The organism is Acidisoma sp. S159 (genome assembly GCF_009766125.1).
Taxonomy (GTDB): Bacteria; Pseudomonadota; Alphaproteobacteria; order Acetobacterales; family Acetobacteraceae; genus Acidisoma.
This window is the reverse complement of sequence record NZ_LMUG01000021.1, coordinates 1-267: the sequence shown is the minus strand read 5'-3', so window position 1 is coordinate 267 and position 267 is coordinate 1. Positions and strand designations below refer to the sequence as shown.

Sequence of the window (267 nt, the reverse complement as noted above, 5' to 3'; positions counted from 1 at the left end):
GCCAGACCCGCACCATCGCCACCGTTTCCCGGCAGACCTCATCAGCCACGCTGTATGGCTCTATCACGTGTTCAGCCTGAGCTTCCGAGATGTTGAGCTGCTGCTGGCCGAGCGCGGCGTCATCGTCTCTTACGAGAGCGTCCGCCGATGGTGCCTGAAGTTTGGATCAGCCTTCGCCGACAATCTGCGTCGCCGCCGACCTCGGCCCGGTGATAAATGGCACCTCGACGAGGTGTTCATCCGCGTTCAGGGTGAATTACGCTATCT

The 267-nt window shown here is 60.7% G+C and carries 1 pseudogene; it reads left to right on the top strand.

The annotated features are described in order from the left end of the window. Nucleotides 1-40: 40 nt before the first annotated feature. Nucleotides 41-267: pseudogene (locus GSQ92_RS30060) on the top strand (IS6 family transposase); the annotation flags it as partial.